The 23721-nt window shown below is 65.5% G+C and carries 16 protein-coding genes; 14 read left to right on the top strand and 2 right to left on the bottom strand.

Annotated features, from left to right (window positions below; all coding sequences use genetic code 11):
• The first annotated feature begins 1 nt into the window (after position 1).
• On the top strand, positions 2-451 hold the full coding sequence (locus NX782_RS06615; protein ID WP_258844643.1) for a MarR family winged helix-turn-helix transcriptional regulator: 450 nt from the start codon (positions 2-4) through the stop codon (positions 449-451).
• Here the strand turns inward: NX782_RS06615 and NX782_RS06610 are convergent, their stop codons facing one another.
• Together NX782_RS06610 and NX782_RS06605 are read right to left on the bottom strand one after the other, a co-directional pair.
• Positions 452-2569: a putative bifunctional diguanylate cyclase/phosphodiesterase gene (locus tag NX782_RS06610; protein WP_258844642.1), complete on the bottom strand. Its 2118-nt coding sequence runs from the start codon at positions 2567-2569 to the stop codon at positions 452-454. It abuts the gene before it with no gap.
• A gap of 72 nt (positions 2570-2641) precedes the next feature.
• Entirely contained in the window at positions 2642-3463 is an 822-nt protein-coding gene (locus NX782_RS06605) for a hypothetical protein (protein WP_258844641.1), read from the bottom strand.
• Between the two features lie 150 nt (positions 3464-3613).
• Here NX782_RS06605 and NX782_RS06600 point away from each other — a divergent pair, with 150 nt between their 5' ends.
• From NX782_RS06600 to NX782_RS06540, 13 genes are all read left to right on the top strand, one after another.
• Positions 3614-6478 carry a TonB-dependent receptor gene (locus NX782_RS06600; protein WP_258844640.1) on the top strand — a complete coding sequence of 955 codons (2865 nt, stop codon included), beginning with the start codon at positions 3614-3616 and terminating at the stop codon, positions 6476-6478.
• A 251-nt stretch (positions 6479-6729) separates the two neighbouring features.
• The gene (locus NX782_RS06595; RefSeq protein WP_258844639.1) at positions 6730-9306 is read left to right on the top strand and encodes a TonB-dependent receptor; all 2577 of its coding nucleotides are present in this window, start codon (positions 6730-6732) and stop codon (positions 9304-9306) included.
• Positions 9307-9401: 95 nt separating this feature from the next.
• Positions 9402-10745: an MFS transporter gene (locus NX782_RS06590; protein WP_258844638.1), complete on the top strand. Its 1344-nt coding sequence runs from the start codon at positions 9402-9404 to the stop codon at positions 10743-10745.
• A gap of 49 nt (positions 10746-10794) precedes the next feature.
• Positions 10795-11742, top strand: a complete 948-nt coding sequence (locus NX782_RS06585) for a glycoside hydrolase family 43 protein (protein WP_258844637.1) — start codon at positions 10795-10797, stop codon at positions 11740-11742.
• Between the two features lie 12 nt (positions 11743-11754).
• Complete coding sequence (locus NX782_RS06580; RefSeq protein ID WP_258844636.1) at positions 11755-12822, top strand: aldose epimerase family protein; 1068 nt, start codon at positions 11755-11757, stop codon at positions 12820-12822.
• A gap of 5 nt (positions 12823-12827) precedes the next feature.
• A complete protein-coding gene (locus NX782_RS06575; RefSeq protein WP_258844635.1) occupies positions 12828-13721 on the top strand; it encodes an SMP-30/gluconolactonase/LRE family protein in 894 nt (297 codons plus the stop codon).
• Between the two features lie 111 nt (positions 13722-13832).
• Positions 13833-15575, top strand: a complete 1743-nt coding sequence (locus NX782_RS06570) for an IlvD/Edd family dehydratase (RefSeq protein WP_258844634.1) — start codon at positions 13833-13835, stop codon at positions 15573-15575.
• Positions 15576-15590: 15 nt separating this feature from the next.
• Complete coding sequence (araD1, locus tag NX782_RS06565; RefSeq protein WP_258844633.1) at positions 15591-16586, top strand: AraD1 family protein; 996 nt, start codon at positions 15591-15593, stop codon at positions 16584-16586.
• On the top strand, positions 16583-18169 hold the full coding sequence (locus NX782_RS06560; RefSeq protein WP_258844632.1) for an aldehyde dehydrogenase (NADP(+)): 1587 nt from the start codon (positions 16583-16585) through the stop codon (positions 18167-18169). Before araD1 ends, NX782_RS06560 begins: the two co-directional genes overlap by 4 nt.
• Positions 18170-18211: 42 nt before the next feature.
• Positions 18212-19000 (top strand): SDR family NAD(P)-dependent oxidoreductase, encoded by a 789-nt coding sequence (locus NX782_RS06555; protein WP_258844631.1) that lies wholly within the window; start codon positions 18212-18214, stop codon positions 18998-19000.
• 121 nt (positions 19001-19121) lie between these two features.
• Positions 19122-21050, top strand: a complete 1929-nt coding sequence (locus tag NX782_RS06550) for a glycoside hydrolase family 97 protein (protein WP_258844630.1) — start codon at positions 19122-19124, stop codon at positions 21048-21050.
• Between the two features lie 17 nt (positions 21051-21067).
• Complete coding sequence (locus tag NX782_RS06545; RefSeq protein ID WP_258844629.1) at positions 21068-22627, top strand: alpha-N-arabinofuranosidase; 1560 nt, start codon at positions 21068-21070, stop codon at positions 22625-22627.
• A 42-nt stretch (positions 22628-22669) separates the two neighbouring features.
• Complete coding sequence (locus NX782_RS06540; RefSeq protein WP_258844628.1) at positions 22670-23707, top strand: arabinan endo-1,5-alpha-L-arabinosidase; 1038 nt, start codon at positions 22670-22672, stop codon at positions 23705-23707.
• Positions 23708-23721: the final 14 nt, after the last annotated feature.

Here is a 23721-nt window from a genome sequence, read left to right as displayed (position 1 = left end):
TATGCCTTCCATGGAATCGAACAAGACCCCGCTGCTGGACGAGCAGTTGTGCTTCGCGCTGTATTCGACCGGCCTGGCGATGAACAAGGTGTACCGCAAGCTGCTGCGCAAGCTGGACCTGACCTACCCGCAATACCTGGTGATGCTGGTGCTGTGGGAGCGCGAGGGCGTGAGCGTGTCGGAGATCGGCGCGCGGCTTTTCCTCGATTCCGCCACCCTCACGCCGCTGCTCAAGCGCCTGGAAGCGGCCGGCCTGGTGGCGCGCACCCGCTCCGCGCAGGACGAGCGCCAGGTCGTGGTCAGCCTGACCGATGCCGGCCGCGCCATGCGCGGCGAGGCGGCAAGCATCCAGGAAGGCGTGCTGTGCGCCGCCGCCTGCGCGCCGGGCGACCTCGTCGCGCTCAAGCAGCAGCTGGAAAGCCTGCGCGGCAAACTGGCCGACAATACCTGATCAGTGTTCGGCGGGCCCGGCCTGGCCGCAGCCGGGATCGGCCTGCTGCGGCGTGCTGCGCTGGGCCAGCAGCAGGGCCTGGAATTCGCCGGCGCGCATCGGCTTGCCGATCAGGTAGCCCTGCAGCACGTCGCATTCGGTCGAGCGGATCGCGCTGGCCTGGGCCTCGGTCTCGATCCCTTCGCAGATTACCGCCAGCTTGAGCGACTTGGCGAAGGCGATCACGCCGATGACGATGTCCAGGCAGCGCTGGTCCTCGTCGATCTGCTCGACGAAGGAGCGGTCGATCTTGATCGTCGTGATCGGGAACTGGCGCAGGTAGGACAGGTTCGAGTAGCCGGTGCCGAAATCGTCGAGGGCGATACGAAAGCCCTCGTCTTCCAGCGAGCGCAGGACGGTGGCGGCCTTGCCGATGTCCTGGGTCAGCATGCTTTCCGTGACCTCCAGCTTGATGCAGCGGGTATCCAGGCCGTAGTGCGCCACCAGGTTTTTCAGCAGCAGCGGCAGGTTCTCGTCGGTGAGCTGGCGCGGCGAGACGTTCACCGCCATTTGCAGCTGGTAGCCGAGCAGTTCCCATTCGCGCGCCTGGCGGCAGGCTTCCTCGCAGACCCAGGCCCCGACCGCCGTGATCGCCGGCGTATCCTCGAGCATGGACAGGAAGGCGCCGGGCGCGATCACGCCCAGGCGCGGATGGTCCCAGCGCAGCAGCGCCTCGGCGCCGACCACGGCGCCGTTGGCGGCGCTGATCTGCGGCTGGTAGAACAGCACGAACTGGCGCCGCTCGAGTGCCGAAAAGACTTCCTGGCGCAACTGCAGGCGCTCCTTGATCAGCCGCGCCGATTCGGGCAAGAACACGCTGAAGGTGTGGCGGCCGTTGTCCTTGGCCGCGTACATGGCGGCGTCGGCATTGTTGAGCAGTTCGTCCGCCGTGTGTTCGCGGGCCCGGCCCAGCGCGATGCCGATACTGGCGCCGAGCGTGACCTTCAGGTGGTCGACCGCGATCGGCTCGGCCAGGCGCTGCAGCACGGCCGCGGCCAGCGCCTTGGCTTTCCCGACCTCCGCGTTGGCGAGCACGATGACGAACTCGTCGCCGCTGATGCGCGACACCGTGGTATCGGTGTTTTCGAAGGTGGCCAGGCGCCGCCCGATCTCCTGCAGCGCGAGGTCGCCGGCGTGGTGGCCGTGGGCGTCGTTGACTTCCTTGAAGTGGTCGAGGTCGATGAACAGCACGCCGACCATGCTGTCCGTCGCCAGCAGCTGGTCGAGCGTGCGCAGGCAGCTGAAGCGGTTGTGCAGGCCGGTCATGCTGTCGTGGGTGGCCATGTGGACCAGGCGCGCCTCGGCTTCCTTGCGCTCGCTGATGTCGGCGAAGAAGACCGTCATGCCATCCGCGGAGGGATAGATGCGGGCCCCGACCCATAGCTCCAGCGGCGCGTAGTACGTCTCGACGCTGGTGGCCTCCTGGCTTTCCAGCGCGCGCAGATAGGCTTGGTGGAAGGCCTCGCCGACCGCTTCCGGAAACTCGTCCCAGATCATTTTGCCCAGCAGTTGCTCGCGCGTGCGCCGCATCCAGGCCGCGGCCCTGTTGTTGACATAGGTGAAGCGCCAGTCGTGATCGATTGAGAAGAACCCGTCCGAAATGCTCTCGAGGACGGTGCTGAGGTGTTCGCGCGCACTCGCCACCGCTGCCTGGGCCCGCATCGCCGTGCTGACGTCTTCGAGGAAGGCGACGAAGTTGACGACCTTGCCTTCGTCGTTCTTGACCGGGAAGACGTGCATGCGGCTCCAGAACTGCGTGCCGTCCTTGCAGTAGTTGCGCAGCGTGCAGGTGTGGGCTCGTCCGGCAGCGACGGCCTCGCGTAGCGCCGCGATGGGCGGCTGGCCGCGGTCGCTGTTCTGCAGGAAACGCGGGTTGCGGCCGACCACCTCTTCCAGGGAATAGCCGGACACCGCCTCGAAGGCCGGGTTCACCCAGACGATCGGGTTATCGCCCTGTTGCGGGTCGGTGATGATGATGGACGTCGTGCTCGCGCGGATCAGCCCCTTGAAGAAAGCGGCGGGCTTGTCTTCGAGGTTCACGAGGGTGAGCTGGTTGTATTCCCACGAAAGAGGTGACATGGTCGGCCATTTGGACACGGGACGCTTCCAGTGTAATCGCCGCCGTCAAGACGCGGAGCACGCAAAGTGAACTCATCCTTGGTTCATGCCCGGCATGCCCAGCGCCGCCATTTTCGCGCGCAGCGCCAGGCGGTCGGCGTCGATCTGCGCGCCGTTCGTGCGGCTGGAGAGGGCGGTCTTCTCTTTGCGGCCGAGGAAGTAGGCGATGCGCTCGGCGTTGGCGCCGGAAGGGTGGGGCAGGCCATGCAGGATGCGCCCCTCGTCCAGCACGCCGCGGCGGGCCAGCCAGTCCAGGGCCAGGCCGACCTTCGGCCCCAGCGGCACGAACACGGCGTCCTTGATCAGGGCCGCTTCCCGGCCGAAGTAGTCGAGCAGCTGGTCCTGCAGCAGCGGCGTGGTCAGCATGTTCGGGCTGGCACCGTTGTAGTTGAGTTTTGCCCCGTCGGGACCGTCGACAAAGACCGCCTGGCGCAGCGCCCCGCTCACGTGCATCAGGTGCGCATCCGCGCCGAACAGGCTGGCGCAACTGGCGATGCCCAGCCAGCGCTGCAGGCCGATGTCATCCAGCAGCGCCACCAGGTTGGGACGGATCGCACCGCTGAAGGCCCCCGTGTACTTGGCCGCGCGCAGCAGCTCGGGCAGCGGCAAGCCTGCCCGCAAGCCCTGCTGCGCGGCGCGCACCGCGTTCTTCCATTGTACGAAGCCGGGCGAGATCCCGACCACCACCACGCGCGCATCGACGTTCACGTAATCGAAGGGGAGGTAGTGCGCCTCGACCCGGCCGGCGCGGGCCAGCAGGAAGCCGTCGGGGATGTCGGCGGCTTTCACAATCCGTTCAAGATCGGTGGCGGCAATCAGCTCGGCGTAATCGAGAAATTGACATTCTTTGTGCATGCAGTCCCTGAAAAATCTCGTGTGATATCGAAACCGATATGGGAAACCCAGAAAAAACGATTGGCTTGATCATTGCCGGATCTCTAACATGATTTTAGAGCAATGCCAGTTTGAGAAAAAAATACCCATAACTAGAAACACAGGAGACGTATGAAATCGCAAGTATCTGCACGTCCTTTGTCCTTGAAGCTGACGGTGACTGTGCTGATGGGCGCCGGCCTGCTCAGCAGCGCCTCGGTGTGGGCGCAGGCGGCCGCCGACAGCACGGAACCGCTTGACACCGCGACGGTGGTCGTCACCGGCGTCAAGGCCTCGCTGATCAAGAGCCTGGCGATCAAGCGCACCACCGACCAGGTCGTGGAATCGGTCGTGGCCGAAGACATCGGCAAGCTGCCCGATAACAATGTCGTCGAAGCGCTGCAGCGCGTGACGGGCATCCAGGTCACCAATCGCGCCGGCGGCGAAGTCGGCACCTTGTCGATCCGTGGTCTGCCCGACGTCCAGACCACCTGGAACGGCCGCAATATCTTTACCGCGTCCGGCACCCAGGTCGCGCTGCAGGACATTCCTTCGACCCTGGTGCGCCAGATCGACGTCTACAAGACGCGCGACGCCAGCCAGCTGGACACCGGCATTGCAGGCCAGATCGACGTCAAGTCGCTGCGGCCCTTCGATTTCAAAGGCCCGAAAGCGTCGCTGTCGGCGCGTGAAACCTGGCTCGATCCCGCGAAAAAAGCCAACCCGCAGCTGAGCGGCATGTTGAGCAACCGCTGGGACACCAGCGCCGGCGAATTCGGTGCGCTGGTCAATCTGTCGGCCAGCAAGACCAACTACCGCAACGAGAGCGTGACGCCGGGCGCCATGGTGCCGTTTACCAGCCCGAATGCCGCCGAAGTTCCCGCCGGTTATACGCCGCTGCAGCGCATCACCGACACCAGTATCTGGGCCGCCGGTACCCATACCGGCTTGCCGATGGCCGCCGGTTCGACGCTGAACTTCGACGGCAAACCCTATCCTTATTACCTGGCGCGCGACGCCGTTTTCCAGAGCGACGTCGAAGGCGAGCGCAAGCGTCCTGCCGCGAATATCGCCCTGCAGTGGAAACCGAACAGCGATGCGGTCTACACCTTCGAATCGATGTACAACGGTTATCGCGACAAGTCCTTCAACCGCCTGCTGTTCAGCTTTGTCGACTGGTGGGGAGATCTCGGCAGCAACCCGGCGGGGACGATCACGACCTTCCCGGGAACCAACGTCATCAAGAGCCGTACCGTCAATAACGTCTATGGCTTCAACAGCGGCGACTACACTACCTCGGCAACCGACTCCTATGTGTATGCCCTGAACGGCAAGTGGAATGTCGGCGACCGCCTGCGGCTGGATGGCGATGTGTCCTACCAGACCAGCACCTATCACTCGGAATTCACAGCCACCCGGATCGATCGCGTCGCACCGTCCATCAACGTCAACTTCAATGACGGCAGCAACGACACCGCCTTCCACTTCAACGACGGTGCCGACCTGGTCAACCCGGCCAAGTGGAATGTCGCGCAGTTCTACGATAACGCCAACCGCAACAAGGGCAGCGCCGCGACGGCGACGCTGGCGGGCGTGTTCGATGCCAACTGGGGGCCGCTGGACACGATCCACTTCGGCGCGCGCTTCGACGACCGCAAGGCGTCGGAGGCCAACCGGACGCAATCGAGCACCCTGAACCGCAACCTCGGCTCACTGGGCGCGGCGTATGCCTCGACCAACGCGAACTTCGGCAGCGACATCTCGGACGTGCCGCGCTCATGGGTGGAACCGAATGCTTACTATATCCGCGACAATATCGACGACTGGCGCAAGCTCTTCAACTCGGTCGATCCGAACTTCCAGACCACCGACCAGCTGCGCCTGCAGAAGACCTTCGAGGTCGATGAAAAGACGACCAACCTGTTCCTGATGGGGAATACCCAGAACGAGCTGTTCGGCCATCGCCTGCGCGGCAATTTCGGCGTCCGTTACGTCAAGGTCAAAACCGACATGACCTTCTATACGGTCGATGCCAGCACCAAGGCGGTGACGGCGTCGAGTGCCAGCAAGTCGACCAGCAAGCTGCTGCCCAGCATGACCCTGATTTACGACCCGGCCAGGGACGTCGTGCTGCGCTTTAACTACGGTGAAACCCTGCGCCGGCCGAACTTTGGCGATCTGAATCCTGTCCTGCAACTCGGCGACGACGTGTCGAGGGTGGGGTATGGCTCGGGCAGCGGCGGCAATCCGGACCTGAAACCGACGCATTCCAAGAACTTCGACCTGACGGCCGAGTGGTATTTCCAGAAGGACAGCGCACTCTACGGCACGCTGTTCAAGCGCAAGATCGACGGCCTGGTGGTCGGCTTGCGTCACCGGGTGCACGTCGATCCGGCCAACGACCCGTTCCGCAACTCGACCTCGGGCGGCGACCATACGAACGGCTACGACTACGTCATCAACTCGCCGGTCAACGCCTCCAACGGCAAGATCAGCGGCGCCGAGCTTGGCTTCATCTATTTCCCGAAAGGGCTGCCGGGCCTGCTGGACGGCCTGGGCTTCCAGGGCAGCTATACGCGACTCACCTCGTCGCAGAACGTGCCGGACGCCAATGATGCCGGCGTCATCGTCGCCCAGCTCGAGACGCCGTTCTTCGGCGTGTCCAACAACTCCTATAACGCTACCCTGGCTTACGAAAAGGGCCCGGTCAGCGCCCGCCTGTCCTATGTCTGGCGCTCCGGCTTCCTGGCCGCCAACGAAGCCGCCCTGTTTGCCAATCCGATCGGTATCTGGCGTCATCCGGAAAAGAGCGTGGACATGCAGATCTCCTACAAGATCAACGACAACATGTCCTTCGATATCAGTGGGGTGAACCTGACCAACGAAATGCAGCGGCAGTACTACCACTTCGGCAGTGCCGGCAACGAGCAGGTGACCAATTTCGGCACCCTCCAGATCGGCCGTTCGGTCTCGGCTGGCTTGCGCTGGAAGATGTAAGCCTTGAGGGGCAGGGCGTTGCCGGGTTCGCCCCTCCGCAACGCCCATTTTCATTTAAGAAATTGACACCCATCGTGCATACAGCACATACTTTCTGGCGCGAAATTTTGGGGCAATCGATACGAATTTCGATATCGGAAATGCGGAAAATTTGATTGGATTGAAATCACTTTCCCTCCTAAGATACCGCTGAGCATGCACACATAAAGACATGCCATGGACAGCACAAGATAAGAATACTTAGGAGACATATGGAACGCATCTTCCCATTGCGCGGCATCGTCGCCACGCTCGCCGGTGCCGGGATGCTGGGCAGCGCATCCGTCCAGGCCCAGCAGGACGACGCGAACGTCGTGGTCGTCAGCGGCCAGCGCCAGGCGGCCCAGAGCGCCCAGGCGATCAAGCAGAACGCCGAGCAGGTGGTCGACTCCATCGTCGCCGAAGACATCGGCAAATTCCCCGACAAGAACGTGGCCGAACTCCTGGGCCGCATCACCGGTGTGCAGACCGTGCGCGAGAACGGCGAAGCCGGCCGCATCGTGATCCGCGGCCTGGGCGGCGTCACCACCTTGTTCAACGGCCGCGAGATGTTCACCGCCGCCGGCCGCAGCCTGAACCTGACCGACGTGCCGGTCTCGATGCTGCAGCGCGTGGACGTCTACAAATCGCAGGGCGCCGAGATGGTCGAAGGCGGCACCTCGGGCGTGATCGACGTGCGCACCTTCCGTCCCTTGGACTTCAAGGGCAGCCAGACCGCCGTCAACCTGCGCGGCGAACACCGCGACAAGGCCGGCAAGACCGACCCGCAAGTGGGCGGCCTGTGGTCGAACCGCTGGAAGACCGGCATCGGCGAGATCGGCCTGCTGGGCGGCCTGTCCTGGCAGCGCGGCCGCTACCACGACGAAACCGCGTGGGCCGGCCAGCCCGTCACCTACACCAATCCGGCCGGCGTGCAGGGCGCCGACGGCAACGGCCGCGTGATGACCACCGGCGACCGCAAGCGCATCGCCGCCAACCTGTCGGCCCAGTGGCGCCCGAACCGCGACATGGAGTTCTACGCCGAAGGCTTCTCGACCAGGATCGACGTCGATTCGCAAAACGTGTTCTTCGTCGGCGGCTTCCCGATCAATAACCCGAATTCGACCGTCACCACCGTCACCTCGGGCGGCAGGCAATACCTCGACACCATCAGCAACCCGAGCGATACCTCGCTGGTCCTGTCCTCGACCCAGGCAAGGCGCGACTGGTCGCGCGGCAGCCAGGGCGCGATCGGCGGGACCTGGGACATGACGCCGACGCTGCGTTTGTCCTCGGAATACGTGCGCACGGTCTCGACCTACCGCCAGGAGAACCCGATCCTGGACTCGATCTACACCGCGCCCCATCCGGTGACGGGCGGCACCCGCGACGGCGGCGGCTTCGTCGACTATCCGGGCGTGAACCTGATCGATCCGTCCAAGTGGACCATGATCGCGCTGTACGACAACCACAACCACGCGAACGGCAGCGCCAACGACTGGCGCGGCGACATCGCCTGGAGCCCGGAAGACATGGGCATCCTGAAGGAGCTGTCGGGCGGCCTGCGCTGGGCCCAGCGCGACGCTTCCTACGCCCACGAACTGGGCAACTACCGGCCGGCCACCATCACCGGCCTGGCGCCGAGCAGCATCCCGGGCCTGTCCTGCGTCAGCCCCGCGATCCATGGCAATTACGGCGTGAGCCAGTTCTACGCCGGCTGCATGGACTTCCTGCTCGATAACACCGGCGCCGTGCGCCAGGCCATCCTCGGCACCACCGCCGGCCTGCCGGACGATCCGCTGTCCTATTACACCGACCGCGAAACCACCAACGCGATCTACGGCAAGGCGAAGATCGCCTTCGACGCCTTCGGCATCCCGGTCGACGGCAGCGCCGGCGTGCGCGTGGTGCGCACCAGGCAGAACATCGTCGGCAACTCGCGTGCCGGCACCGGACCGGTGACGCCGGTGGCGGTCTCGGGCAGCAATACCGACGTCCTGCCGAGCATGAACCTGCGCGCCAAGTTCCGCCAGGACCTGGTCGGCCGCCTGGTCTACGGCAAGGCGATCGAGCGCGCCGCCTTCGGCGACTACAACCCGGGCGTGGTACTGGGATCGGTGACGGCCACCAATGCCAACGACCCGACCGGCACCGGCGGCAACCCGAACCTGAAGCCCCAGGAAGCGCGCAACCTGGACCTGGCGCTGGAATGGTACTTCTCGAAAGACGGTTCGCTGACCGGCACCGCCTTCAAGCACGACTTCAAGAACTTCCTGCGCCACCGCCAGGCCACCGAGGTCATCGACGGCCAGCGCTACCTGGTGGACCGCCCGTACAACACCGATACCGCCAAGCTGTACGGCTTCGAAGCGGCCTACCAGCAGTTCTTCCCGTCGCTGCCGGGCTGGCTGGGCGGACTGGGCGTGCAGGTCAACGCCACCTACATGAACGGCGGCATGACCGAGCCGGACGGCAGCCGCAACACCTTCCCGGGCATGTCCAAGACCGCCTACAACCTGGTCGGCATGTACGAGCGCGGGCCGTGGTCGGCGCGCGTGGCCTACAGCTGGCGCGACGAATTCGTCGATACCTACAACTACCGTGGCCTGGGCTTCGATCTGATCGTCGAGCCGATCAAGACCCTGGACGCCTCGGTCTCGTACAAATTCACCGACACCCTGGTCGTGACCCTGGACGGCAGCAACCTGCTGAACCAGGCCTACCACGACTACCACGGCGTGCCGGAACTGCCGCGCGACGTGCGGCGCTACGACCGCGTGGTCGGCCTGGCGCTGCGCTGGAAGTACTGATCGGAGGGCCGGCCGCCAGCATGGGCCGGTAGCGCAATCACGGGTGCCCTTGCCGGAAGGCCGGTGGCACCCTCGTCGTTTGAAGGGATGCAGGCATGAAGACGCAAGACCAGAAACTATCGACCCTCGAAAAGGTGGGCTTCGGCGCCGGTGACATGGCGCTCAACGTGGTGATCTCGTCGATGATGCTGATCATTACCTTCTTCTACACCGACGTCTACGGCCTGCGCACCCGCGACCTCGCGCTGCTGTTCGTGGCCGTGAAAGTGATCGGCGCCGTCTCCGACCTGGTGGTGGGGCAGATGACCGACACTTTCCTGACGCGCTGGGGACGCTACCGGCCCTACCTGCTGCTGCTGGCCGTGCCCTACGGGCTGTCGGTGTTCATGGTGTTCTCGACGCCGGACTGGGGCTACGACGCCAAGCTGGTCTGGGCCTACTCGACCTACATCCTGATGACCTTGATGACCTCGGGCGTGGGCGTGCCCTACATCTCCCTGATCAGCGGCTTGACCTCCGACCCGCAGGAGCGCCTGTCGGCCAACGGCTACCGCCTGTTCCTGGCCAAGGTCGGCGCCTTCATGGTCACCATCGTGGTGCCGGTGATGGCCAGCCGCTGGGGCAACGGCAGCCCGGCCGCCGGCTACCAGCTGGCGATGGCGGTGATGGCGCTGCTGGGGGTGGCCCTGTTCCTGTTCTGCTTCTTCACCACCACCGAGCGCGTGGTGCACAAGGTCGAGCGCCAGCCGCTGCTCGAGCAGGTGAGGGTGCTGCTCAAGAACGACCAGTGGCTGATCCTGTGCGCGGTCTGCCTGACCGGCACCGTCGGCTATGTGATCCGCGGCTCGGTGGCGATCTACTACGCCAAGTACTACCTGCACGGCGACACCGCCACCGTCTCGGCCTTCCTGTCAACGGGCGTGGCGGCGGCGATCCTGGCGATGGTGGTGTCGACCTGGGTCACCAAGTTCTACTGCAAGGTCAAGCTGTTCCGCTACACCCAGCTGATGGTGGCGGTGCTGTCGGTGATGATCTATTTCATGGTGGCGCCGGGCGACAAGGCGACGGCCTTCGTGCTGTACTTCGCGCTGTCGCTGGTGGTCGATCTGCACGCGCCGGTGTTCTGGTCGGCCATCGCCGAGACCATCGACTATGGCCAGGTCAAGACCGGCAAGCGCGTCTCCGGCTTCGCCTTCGGCGGCATCTCGGTGTGCCAGAAAGCCGGCATGGCCATCGCCGGCGGCATGGTCGGCCTGCTGCTCGATTACTTCCACTACCAGCCCAACCAGGAACAGAGCCAGCTCGCGCTGCAAGGCATTGCGCTGATGCTGTCGGTGATCCCGGGCTTCTTCCACTTCCTGATGGGGGCACTGATGTTCAAGTACCGCATCAGCGATGCCTACTATGGCACGGTGAAGGAAGAATTACGTACAGCGTAGGGTGGGCACACCGTGCCCACGCATGTCCGCAAACTACAAACAAATCATCATGGAAACCGTACTCAAACCACTCATCGAACAACGCGCCGACCCGTACATCTATAAACACACGGACGGCTACTACTACTTCACCGCCTCGGTCCCGCTCTACGACCGCATCGAGCTGCGCCGCGCCACCACCATCGCCGGCCTGGCCACGGCGCCGACCGTGGATGCCTGGATCAAGCCGGACACCGGCCCGTACAGCGAATTGATCTGGGCGCCCGAGCTGCACTTCAACATGGGCGCCTGGTACGTGTACTTTGCCGCCGCGCCCAGCCGCGAGATCAAGGACAAGTTGTTCCAGCACCGCATGTACGCGATCCGCAATACCAACGCCAACCCCCTGGAGGGGATCTGGGAGTTCATGGGCCAGGTCGATACCGGCATCGACAGCTTCTGCCTGGACGCCACCACCTTCAGCCACAAGGGCGTGCTCTACTACCTGTGGGCGCAGAAGGACAAGGACATTGAGGGCAATTCCAACCTCTACATCGCGCCGATGAAGACGCCCTGGCAGATCGAGGGCAAGCCGGTCATGCTGTCCAAGCCGGAGTTCGACTGGGAGACGCGCGGCTTCTGGGTCAACGAAGGTCCGTCGGTACTGCGCCGCAACGGCAAGATCTTCATCTCCTACTCGGCCAGCGCCACCGACCACAATTACGCGATGGGCCTGCTGGTCGCCGACGAGGATGCCGACCTGCTCGATCCGGCCGCCTGGTCAAAGGCGCGCGAGCCTGTGTTCCGTACATGCTACGATCATGGCATCTACGGACCCGGCCACAACAGCTTTACCTATGCTGAAGATGGCGACACCGTCATGCTGGTCTATCACGCGCGCACCTACACCGAAATCGTCGGCGATCCGCTGTGGAATCCGGACCGCCATACGTTCGTGAAGCCGCTGCGCTGGAGTGAGGACGGCATGCCGGTGTTCGGGCGGCCTTCCACTCTCTGAGGACATCACAACGTGCAAACCGGTATCGCGCAGGCGCCGTTCGGGACCTTGCCCAACGGCGCCACAGTCACCCAATTTACGCTCACCAACGCCAAGGGCATGGTGGTCAGGATCCTGGACTTCGGCGGCATCATCAACGAAATCCATGTGCCCGACCGCGACGGCAAGATCGACGACGTCGCCCTCGGCTTCGAGACCCTCGAACCCTACCTGGCCGACAGCCCCTACTTCGGCGCGCTGATCGGGCGCTACGGCAACCGCATCCGCCAGGGCCGCTTCGTGCTCGATGGGAAAACCTGTCAGCTGCCGACCAACGACGGCAACAACCACCTGCACGGCGGTCAGAAAGGCTTCGACAAGGTGCTGTGGACTCCCACCGTCGAGGGCGAAAGCCTGGTGCTCAGGTACCGCAGCGCGGACGGCGAGCAGGGCTATCCCGGCAACCTGGACGCCACCGTCACCTACCGTCTCACCGACGACAACGAGATCGTGGTGCGCTTCCAGGCCACCACCGACCAGCCGACCCCGGTCAACCTGACCCAGCACAGCTATTTCAATTTGTGCGGCCTGCAGGCCGCTGCCGACATCCTCGGCCACGAGTTGCTGATCGAAGCCGACCGCTTCGTGCCGATCGACGCCGAATCGATTCCGCTGGGCGAACTGGCGCCGGTCACCGGCACGCCCTTCGACTTCCGCCAGCCGCGCACCATCGGCGAGCGCATCGCCATGCCGGACAAGCAGCTGCGCCACGGCCTCGGCTACGACCATTGCTTCGTGCTCGACCGCGCTCCCAACGACAGGAATATGATGCGCGCGGTGCACGTGCGCGATCCGCGCTCGGGCCGGGTGCTGGAGCTGTTCACCCAGGAGCCGGGCGTGCAGTTCTACAGCGGGAACTTCCTCGACGGTTCGCTGGCGGGGAAGGGCCGCAGCTATGCCCACCGCACCGGCTTTTGCATCGAGCCCGAGCATTTCCCGGACTCGCCCAACCAGCCCGCGTATCCGAACACGATCCTGCGCCCGGGCGACACCTACGATACCGAGTCGCGCTTCCGCTTCTCGATCGACCAAGGAGACTGACACACATGATGGAACTGGCGGTCGACAGCCGGCACGCGCTGGGCGAAGGCATCATCTGGAACGAACGCACCGGCAGGCTGCTGTGGACCGACATCCATGACCGGGTCTTGTGCGCCTACAGCCCGGCGGGCGGCGCCATCGAGCGCTGGCCGCTGCCGGAAAGCCTGTGCTCGATGGCGCTGACCGCCAGCGACGACAGGCTGCTGCTGGGGCTCGAATCGGGCCTGGCCTTCTTCACCTTGTCCACCGGCGAGCTGGAACGCATCTGCGAGGTGGAAAGCCATATCCCGCACACGCGCCTGAACGACGGCCGGGTCGACCGCCAAGGCCGCTTCGTGTTCGGTACCTTCAACCGCCTGAACGATCCCAAGCATCCGGTCGGCGGCTTCTACCGCCTGAACCACGACCTGCGGCTCGAACGCCTGCCGCTGGGCGACGTCGCGATCGCCAACAGCATCTGCTTCAGTCTGGATGGCCGCACCATGTATTACGCGGATACCGCTACCTCCGAGATCCGCTGCTGCGACTACGATCCCGCCAGCGGCGCGGTGTCGAATCCGCGCACCTTCGCCGCGCATGATGCGGCGCCGGGTGCGCCCGATGGCTCGACCATCGATGCCGAAGGCTACCTGTGGAGCGCGCGCTGGGGCGCGGGGCAGGTGGTGCGGTTTGCCCCCGACGGCAGCGTCGACCGCGTCGTGGCGCTGGCGGCGCCGCACCCGACCTGTCCGAGCTTCGGCGGGCCGGATCTGGACGTGCTGTACGTGAGCTCGGCCACCTTCGAGCTGACGCCTGCGCAGCTGCGCGATGCGCCAGCTTCCGGCGGCGTATTCGCTTGCGCACCGGGCGTGCGCGGCCTGCCCGAACAGCGCTTCAGGCAACCCGGCCTTACGGGCTAATGCGATACTGAAATCGATATCAATCTTTGCAAAAATTTGATTGGATAGTTATCTAGCGCCTACGTAGACTTCCTCCATCGCTGAGCAGTACAGAATAACGAGGAGGAAGACATGTCCGAGACAAAGAAGAAGCCCACGCTGCGCTCCGCCGCGTGGTTCGGCACCCAGGACAAGAACGGCTTCATGTATCGGAGCTGGATGAAGAACCAGGGTATCCCCGATCACGAATTCCAGGGCAAGCCGATCATCGGCATCTGCAATACCTGGTCCGAACTCACCCCCTGCAACGCCCATTTCCGCAAGATCGCCGAGCACGTCAAGCGCGGCATCCTCGAGGCCGGCGGCTTCCCGGTCGAATTCCCGGTCTTCTCCAACGGCGAATCCAACCTGCGCCCAACCGCCATGCTGACCCGTAACCTGGCCAGCATGGACGTCGAAGAGTCGATCCGCGGCAATCCGATGGACGGCGTGGTGCTGCTGGTCGGCTGCGACAAGACCACCCCGGCGCTGCTGATGGGCGCGGCCAGCGTCGACATCCCGACCATCGTCGTCACTGGCGGCCCCATGCTGAACGGTAAGCTGAACGGCAAGGATATCGGTTCCGGGACCGCCGTCTGGCAGCTGCACGAGCAGGCCAAGGGCGGCCAGATCACCATGCACGACTTCCTGGCGGCCGAAGCCGGGCACTCGCGCTCGGCCGGCACCTGCAACACCATGGGCACGGCATCGACCATGGCCTGCATGGCCGAGAGCCTGGGCACCTCGCTGCCGCACAACGCCGCGATTCCGGCGGTCGATGCGCGCCGCTACGTGCTGGCCCACATGTCCGGCATCCGCATCGTCGAGATGGTCAACGAAGACCTGAAGCTGTCAAAAGTCCTGACCCGCGAGAATTTCGAGAACGCGATCCGCGTGAACGCGGCGATCGGCGGCTCGACCAATGCCGTGATCCACCTGAAGGCGATCGCCGGCCGCATGGGCGTGCCGCTCGAGCTGGAGGACTGGACCAACATCGGCAAGGGCACCCCGACCATCGTCGACCTGCTGCCCTCGGGCCGCTTCCTGATGGAAGAGTTTTATTATGCCGGCGGCCTGCCGGGCGTGATCCGCCGCCTGGGCGAGGGCGGCCTGCTGCCGCACCCGAATGCACTGACCGTCAACGGCAAATCGCTGTGGGAGAATTGCCTCGATGCGCCGATCTACAACGATGAGGTGATCCGCAAGCTGGACACCCCGCTGATCGAAGACGGCGGCATCTGCATCCTGCGTGGCAACCTGTCGCCGCGCGGCGCCGTGCTGAAACCCTCGGCGGCATCGCCGCACCTGATGCAGCACCGCGGCCGCGCCGTCGTGTTCGAGGACTTCGACCATTACAAGCAGCGCATCGTCGACCCGGACCTGGACATCGACGAGACCTGCGTGATGGTCATGAAGAACTGCGGTCCGAAGGGTTATCCGGGCATGGCGGAAGTCGGCAACATGGGCCTGCCGCCCAAGCTGCTGGCCAAGGGCATCACCGACATGGTGCGCATCTCGGACGCGCGCATGAGCGGCACCGCCTACGGCACCGTGGTGCTGCACGTGGCGCCGGAAGCGATGGCTGGCGGCCCGCTCGGCATCGTCAGGGATGGCGACTTCATCGAGCTCGATTGCGCGAACGGGCGCCTGCACCTGGACGTCTCCGACGAGGAGATCAAGACCCGCCTGGCCGACCGCGCGGAGACCCAGGTCGCGCCGCCGAAGACCGGTTATGCCGGGCTGTACCTGGACCACGTGCTGCAGGCCGATGAAGGCTGCGACTTCGACTTCCTGGTCGGCTGCCGCGGTTCGGCTGTGCCAAAACACTCGCACTGAGACGGAGACACCAACATGCTGCTCATCCAATACAAAACCGCCGCCGGCGAACGCCGCGTCGGCATCCTGAACGGCGACACGGTCGCCCCGCTGGCCGGCTACGCCTCGACCCTCGAACTGGCGCAGGCCGCCATCGCCCAGGGCAAGGGCCTCGCCACGCTGGCCGACGCCGCCGCCGGCAGCGCCGCCGACGAATCCTATGAAGCCATCGCCCGCGAAGGCCGCCTGCTGGCGCCGCTCGACCACCCGGACCCCGCCCACTGCCAGGTGACGGGAACCGGCCTGACCCACCTCGGCAGCGCCGACACCCGCGACGCCATGCACAAGAAGATCGGCGGCGACGTCGAGACCCTGTCGGACAGCATGAAGATGTTCCGCATGGGCGTGGAGGGCGGCAAGCCGGCCGGCGATACGCCCGGCGTGCAGCCGGAATGGTTCTACAAGGGCGACGGCTCGATCGTGCGCGCCAGCGGCCAGGCCCTGCACATGCCCGACTTTTCGCTGGACGGCGGCGAGGAACCGGAGATCGCCGGGCTGTACCTGATCGGCGCGGACGGCCGGCCCCGGCGCCTCGGTTTCGCCCTCGGCAACGAGTTCTCGGACCACGTGACCGAACGCCAGAACTACCTGTTCCTGGCCCACTCCAAGCTGCGCAATTGCGGCCTCGGCCCGGCACTGCTGGTGGGCGAGCTGCCGGCCCACGTCGCAGGCGTGTCGCGCATCCTCGGCACGGACGGCCAGGTGCGTTGGGAAAAGGCCTTCGTCTCGGGCGAGCAGAACATGTCGCACTCCATCGCCAACCTCGAATACCACCATTTCAAGTACGGCCTGTTCAAGCGTCCCGGCGACGTCCATATCCATTTCTTCGGCACCGCCACGCTGAGCTTCGCCGACAACGTGCAGGTGCAGGCCGGCGAGACCTTCGAAATCAGTGCGCCCGACTTCGGCCCGCCGCTGCGCAATCCGCTCGCCGTGAGCCCGACCCAGTATGTGAAAGTGAAGACCTTATGAATACCACGATGACGACGCTCACCGGCGAGGCCCTGATCGGCGGCCGCGCGGAGCAGGGCGCCGGCGGCGCCTTCCGGGCCTGGAACCCGCACGCGCGCGAACACCTGGAGCCGGCCTTCCACATGGTCGACCGCGCGCAGATCGACCGCGCCTGCGTTCTGGCCGGTGAAGCTTTCGACACCTTCCGCACTACCTCGGACGAAGAGCGCGCGCGCTTCCTCGACACCGTCGCCGAGCAGATCCTCGCACTGGGCGATGCCCTGGTCGAGCGCGCGATGCTGGAAACCGGCCTGCCGCGCGCCCGCATCGAAGGCGAACGCGGACGCACCGTCAACCAGCTGCGCCTGTTCGGCAGCCTGCTGCGCGAAGGCTCCTGGCAGGACCCGCGCATCGACCCGGCGCTGCCGGAACGCACGCCGCCGCGCGTCGACCTGCGCAGCCGCCTGATCGGCGTCGGCCCGGTCGCCGTGTTCGCCGCCTCGAACTTCCCGCTGGCCTTTTCGGTGGCCGGCGGCGATACCGCGTCCGCCTTTGCGGCCGGCTGCCCGGTGGTACTGAAGGCCCACTCGGCCCACCCCGGCACCTCGGAACTGGTGGCGCGCGCCGTCGTCAGGGCGGTCGAACTGTGCGGCCTGCCGGCCGGTGTGTTCGCGCTGCTGACCGGTACCGGCAACGGCATCGGCCAGGCCCTGGTCGCGCATCCGGCCATCCAGGCGGTCGGCTTCACCGGCTCGCGCTCGGGCGGCACGGCGCTGATGGCCGTGGCCGCGGCACGCCCGCAGCCGATTCCGGTGTATGCCGAGATGAGCAGCATTAACCCGGTGTTCCTGCTGCCGCACGCGCTGGAGCAGGGCGCCGAACGCATCGGCCGCGAATTCGCCGCCTCGCTGGTGCTGGGCGTCGGCCAGTTCTGCACCAATCCCGGCCTGGTCCTGGCCATCGACGGCCCCGGCCTGGCGACCTTCTGCAAGGCCGCGACCGAGGCGCTGAACGCCACCCAGCCGGCCACCATGCTCTCCGCCGGCATCGCGGCCAGCTACCGCAGCGGCGTCGAAGCGCTGCGCGGCCACGCCTCGGTGACGACCCTGCTGCGCCTCGAGCACGAAGAGCACCAGGGCCACGCCGCGCTGTTCCGCGTCTCGGCCGCCGACTTCCTCGAGCGCCACGAGCTGCACGCCGAAGTGTTCGGCCCGGCCTCGCTGCTGGTGGTCTGCGAGGACGTGGCGCAGATGCGCGCGGTTGCCGAGCGCCTGGAAGGCCAGCTGACCGCCGCCGTGCACCTGGAAGACGCCGACATCGACGCCGCGCGCGAGCTGCTGCCGGCGCTGGAGCGCAGGGCAGGGCGCATCCTGGCCAATGGCTTCGGCACCGGCGTCGAGGTGGCCCATGCGATGGTCCACGGCGGTCCGTTCCCGGCCACCGCCGACGGCCGCAGCACCTCGGTCGGCACCGGCGCCATCTACCGCTTCCTGCGCCCGGTGTGCTACCAGAACCTGCCGCAGGCCTTGCTCCCGGCGGTGCTGCGCGACGATAATCCCATGGGCACCTGGCGCCGCCGCGACGGCCAGCTGGGCAAGCACTGAGCAAGCAATAAGCATCGCAAAAAAAGACAAGACGGAGACAGGATGGACAAGTTGGCCAAGTATGGAAGCCTGGCGGGCAGGCGCGTGTTCGTGACCGGTGGCGGCAGCGGCATCGGCGAGGCGATCGTCAGCGCCTTCGTGGCGCAGGGCGCGGTGGTGGCCTTCGTCGACATCGTGGCCGACGCCAGCGAAGCCCTGGTGGCACGCCTCACCGCTTCGCTGGAGTCAGGGCCGCAGTGCACTCGTCATGCACCGCTGTTCCGCTACTGCGACATCACCGACATCCCGGCGCTGCAAGCCACGATGGCCGAGCTGGCGGACAAGCTGGGCGACTTCGACGTGGTCGTCAACAATGCCGCCAACGACCAGCGCCACCAGATCGGCGATGTCACGCCCGCCTACTACGACGAGCGCATCGCCATCAACCAGCGGCCGATGTTCTTCACGGTGCAGGCGGCGCTGGAGGGCATGAAGCGGCGCGGCGGCGGTTCGGTCATCAATTTCAGCTCGATGTCCTTCCACGCCAAGAACCCGGGCTACCCGGTGTACGCGGCCACCAAGGCCGCCGTCACCGGCCTTACGCGCTGCCTGGCGCGCGATCTCGGTCCCTTCAACATCCGCGTCAATACCGTGACCCCGGGCTGGGTGATGACCCAGCGCCAGGTCGAGTTGTGGCTGGACGAAGCCGGCGAAGCCGAGATCCGGCGCGCCCAATGCCTGCCGGGCAAGCTGATGTCCGAGGATATCGCCGCGATGGTGCTGTTCCTGGCGGCCGACGACAGCAAGATGTGCACGGCGCAGGATTTCGTGGTCGACGCAGGCTGGACCTGACCAAAAAATCGTCGTTCCCGCGAAGGCGGGAACCCAAGTTGAGCGTGCATGCGTGCAGAAACTGGGTTTCCGCCTGCGCGGGAACGACGGCTGGTTTTGCTGATACTCGAACGTCGCCGACATGACCAAATTGCTACTTGTCACCCTCGGTTTTGCCGTCCATTCCGCCTTTGCAGCGCCTCCGGTGCCGGTGCTTACCAGTCCGGACCGCCATGTCGTCGTGGATGTGCACGTTACCGCTGCGCACACGCTGGAGTACAGTATCCGGCGCGACGGCCAGCCCGTCATCCTGCCGTCCCGCCTGGGTCTGCAGCTCGAAGGCGCCGATTTGTCGGCGGGCCTCGAGCTGACGGCCTTGTCGTCGGTGAAGCTGGTCAGTGACAGCTACGAACTCGCCACCGGCAAGAAGCGTCATATCAGTTACCGCGCGAACGAGCAGGTCGTCACCGTGCGCAACGCGGCGGGGCAGGCCATGGACGTGGTCTTCCGTGTCTCGAACGACGGCGTGGCCTTCCGCTACCGGGTGCGCGAACCCGGGCTGCCGATCAAGAAATTCGTGGCGGAGGCGACCAGCTTCCGCTTCGACGCCGGCGCCAGGGCCTGGCTGCAGCCGATGTCGGTCGCCCAGACCGGCTGGAGCAATACCAACCCGTCCTACGAAGAGCATTACCGGCGCGAGATCGCGGTCGGCACGCCGTCGCCGCTGCCCTCGGGCTGGGTGTTCCCGGCGCTGTTCCGCACCGGCGCCACCTGGGTCGCCCTGAGCGAAGCAGGGCTGGACGGCAGCTGGCACGCCTCGCGCCTGCAGGCCGACAGCAGCGGCGGCATCTACCGCCTCGGCCAGCCGATGGCGGCCGAGGTCATCCCTGGCGGCGCGCTGCTGGCCGAGAGCCGCGGCGAGCTGAGCTCGCCCTGGCGCCTGATCGCCCTCGGCAGCATGCGCACGGTGATGGAATCGACGCTCGGCACCGACCTCGCCGCGCCCGTGGTCGCCTTCGACGCCGCGCCGGCAAAACCCGGTCACGCGTCCTGGAGCTGGGCGCTGCTGAAGGACGACGCCACCGTGTTCGCCGTGCAGAAGAAGTTCATCGACTACGCTGCCGAGATGCACTGGGATTACACCCTGGTCGACGCCGACTGGGACCGCAAGATCGGCTACGACAAGCTCGGCGAGCTGGCCGCTTACGCTGCTTCGAAAGGCATCGGCCTGCTGGCCTGGTACAACTCCTCGGGCGACTGGAACACAACGCCCTATACGCCGAAATCCAGGCTCCTGACCCACGAGCAGCGCATGGCCGAGTTCGCGCGCCTGCGCGCCATGGGCGTCAAGGGCATCAAGGTCGACTTCTTCGGCGGCGACGGCAAGTCGATGATCGCTTACTACATCGACATCCTGAACGATGCCGCCCAGGCCGGCCTGCTGGTGAACTTCCATGGCGCGACCCTGCCGCGTGGTTGGGCGCGCACCTGGCCCAACCTGATGACGGCGGAAGCGGTACGCGGGCTGGAGTTCACCACCTTCACCCAGGAAGACCAGGATGCCGTGCCGGCGCATGCGGCCATGCTGCCGTTCACGCGCAACCTGTTCGACCCGATGGATTTCACGCCCATGGTGTTCGGCGACATCCCGAACATCCGCCGCGCGACCCACAACGGTTTCGAGCTGGCGGAATCGGTGCTGTTCCTGTCGGGGATCCAGCATTTTGCCGAGACGCCGGAAGGCATGGCCGGCGTGCCCGGCTACGTGAAAAGCTTCCTGCAGGACCTGCCGCGCAGCTGGGACGAGATGCGCTTCGTGGACGGCTACCCGAGCCGCTACGCCGTCATCGCCAGGAAGAGCGGCGACAGCTGGTACCTGGCCGGCTTCAATGGCGGCGACACCGACCTGGCACTCGATCTCGACCTCGGCTTCCTGCGCGGACTGCGCGGGCAGCTCATCACGGACGGCCGGCAGGCGCGCGAATTCGTGCAATCGCCGATTGCCGGCGGCGGCAAGCAACGCATCGGCATCAAGGCGCACGGCGGATTCGCCGGCGTATTCAAAAAATAAAGACAAAGGAGACCCACATGAAAGCCATCAAACCTTCGCTCATCGCCGCCGGCGTGCTGACCGCGCTCTCGGTCCTGGCCGCGCCCGCGTTCGCCCAGGTGAGCCTGCGCGTCGACGCCAATCAACCCGGCGCCGTGATCAACAAGGACGTCTACGGCCAGTTTGCCGAGCACCTCGGCACCGGCATCTACGAAGGCATGTGGGTCGGCCCGGAATCGAAGATCCCCAATGTGCGCGGCTGGCGCAAGGATGTCGTTGGCGCGCTGAAGGACCTGCACGTGCCGCTGGTGCGTTGGCCGGGCGGCTGCTTCGCCGACGAGTACCACTGGCGCGACGGCATCGGCCCGCGCAGCAAGCGGCCGGTGAAGGTCAACACCAACTGGGGCGGCGTCCCGGAAAACAATGCGGTCGGCACCCACGAGTTCTTCGACCTGGTCGAGCAGCTCGGCGCCGACGCCTACGTGAACGGCAACCTCGGCACCGGCACGCCGCAGGAGATGGCGGAATGGGTCGAGTACATGACCTCCGAAGGCAAGTCCTCGCTGGCCGAGCTGCGCGCCAAAAACGGCCATCCGGCGCCTTTCAAGGTCGCGTATTTCGCGGTCGGTAACGAAGCCTGGGGCTGCGGCGGCAATATGAAGCCCGAGTATTACGCCAGCCTGTACAACCACTACACGACCTTCCTGAAGGCGCCGCCGAACGTGCGTCCGAAGATGATCGCCAGCGGCGGCAACGACAACGACACCGCCTGGACCGAGGTGCTGAGCCGCGACGCCGCGCGCGGCCTTGATGCCATCAGCTTCCACTACTACACGCTGCCGACCGGGAACTGGGACAAGAAGGGCGCCGCCATCGGCTTCCCGGAAACCGAGTGGTTCTCGACCATGGTGCGCACGCTGCGCATGGATGAGCACATCCGCAAGAACGTCGCCATCCTCGACAAGAACGACCCGCAGAAAAAGATCGGCTTCTACGTGGACGAGTGGGGCACCTGGTACGACGTCGAGCCGGGCACCAACCCGGGCTTCCTGTTCCAGCGTAACACCCTGCGCGACGCCGTCGTCGCCGCGCTCAACTTCAACATCTTCCATGCCCACGCCGACCGCGTGCGCATGACCAACATCGCGCAGATGGTCAACGTGCTGCAAGCCATGATCATCACCGAGAAGGACAAGATGCTGCTGACGCCGACCTACTACGCCTACCAGATGTACGTGCCCTTCCAGGACGCGACCTCGCTGCCGATCACCCTGGCCAACAACACGGTCTACGGCGAGAACGGTCAGGGCGTACCGGGCATCAGCGCCTCCGCGGCACGCGGCAAGGATGGCAAGGTCTATGTCGCCCTGGTCAACACCAACCCGCGCGAAGCCACCGACGTGACGCTGGACGTGGCCGGCCAGGCCATCGGCGCCGTGCGCGGCCAGGTGCTGACCGCCGCCGCCATGGACGCCCACAACACCTTCGAGCAGCCGCAGGCGATCAAGCCGGCGCCGTTCAGCGCGCAGGCTGCCGGCGGCAAGCTGACCGTCAAGGTGCCGGCCAAGGCGGTGATGGTCTTCAGCGTGGAGGGCTAAGCGATGCAAGCCCGCCCTGTGATGTACGCAAACGGGACCGCAATGCGTCCCGTAGGGTGGGCACATCGTGCCCACGCGGCGCTGGCTGCCATATGCATCGCCTTGTGCGGCACAGCCACCGCCGCCCAGGTCAGCATCCACGACCCGGTGATGGCAAAGGAGGGCAGCAGGTACTACCTGTACAGCACCGGCCCCGGCATCACCTTCTACAGCTCCAGCGACATGCTGACCTGGCGCCCCGAAGGCCGGGTCTTCGCTGGCGAACCCGCCTGGGCCAGGAAGGCCGCCCCGACCTTCAACGACCACATCTGGGCGCCGGACATCCAATACCACAATGGCCGCTACCTGCTGTACTACTCGGTGTCGGGCTTCGGCAAGAACACCTCGGGCATCGGCGTGACGACCAACGCCACGCTCGACCCGCGCTCGCCCAACTACCGCTGGGAAGACCAGGGCATGATCGTGCAGTCGGTGCCGGGCCGCGACCTGTGGAACGCCATCGACTCCAACGTGGCCGAGGACGACAAGGGCAATGGCTGGATGTCCTTCGGCTCGTTCTGGGGCGGCATCAAGCTGGTCAAGCTGGACCCCAGCTGGACCAGGCTCGCCGAACCGCAGGAATGGCACACGATCGCGCGCCGCGAGCGTCCGGCCTTCACGCCCGACGAAGAACCCGGCGCGGCCCAGATCGAAGGTCCTTTCATCTTCAAGAAGAATGGCTGGTACTACCTGTTCGTCTCCTGGGGCCTGTGCTGCCAGGGACCGAAGAGCACCTACCACGTGGTGGTGGGCCGCGCCAAGCAGGTCACCGGGCCTTACCTCGACCGCCAGGGCAAGGACATGGCGCAGGGCGGCGGCACCATCCTCATCCAAGGCGACAAGGACTGGAAGGCGCTCGGCCACAACAGCGCCTACTCTTTTGAGGGCAAGGACTGGCTGGTGCTGCACGCCTACGAGACGGCGGACAAGTACAAGCAGAAGCTGAAAATGCTGGAAATGAAGTGGGACCAGGACGGCTGGCCGGTCGTCGATCCCAAGGACCTGAACCGCTACAAGAGTATTGAGGCGGCGTCGAACTGAAGCAATGAGGTAAG

Source organism: Massilia norwichensis, from assembly GCF_024753245.1.
In the GTDB taxonomy this organism is placed as follows: Bacteria; Pseudomonadota; Gammaproteobacteria; order Burkholderiales; family Burkholderiaceae_D; genus Telluria; species Telluria norwichensis.
The sequence above is the reverse complement of the archived record's forward strand: the minus strand, read 5'-3'. Positions and strand labels throughout refer to the sequence as shown.